Source organism: Halomonas sp. SIMBA_159, from assembly GCF_046536035.1.
Lineage (GTDB): Bacteria > Pseudomonadota > Gammaproteobacteria > Pseudomonadales > Halomonadaceae > Vreelandella > Vreelandella venusta_A.
This window is the reverse complement of record NZ_JAWJBT010001263.1, coordinates 1-247: the sequence shown is the minus strand read 5'-3', so window position 1 is coordinate 247 and position 247 is coordinate 1. Positions and strand designations below refer to the sequence as shown.

Sequence of the window (247 nt, the reverse complement as noted above, 5' to 3'; positions counted from 1 at the left end):
CGTGTTCCCGAGCGCGGGATACGCGGCGAGAGCCGCCTGGACGTTCCCGGGAAGCTCCACCTCGGGAACGACCGTCACGAATCTCTCGGCGGCGTATGCCACCAGGTCGCGCAGCTCGGCATCCGTGTATTCCGCCCCGTGCAGCCCCGGTTCGACCGTGGCGTGAGGCCCGTGGCCCAGCTGCGTCTCCGCGCGGCGAGCGCCCACCTCTGTGAGGCGCGGGTATCCCGGCACTTCGAAACGCCAG

The 247-nt window shown here is 70.9% G+C and carries 1 protein-coding gene; it reads right to left on the bottom strand.

Annotation, left to right across the window (positions count from 1 at the left end; all coding sequences use genetic code 11):
* The coding region (locus R0J87_RS23305; RefSeq protein WP_498889344.1) for a family 20 glycosylhydrolase at positions 1-247 on the bottom strand (247 nt) is incomplete at both ends.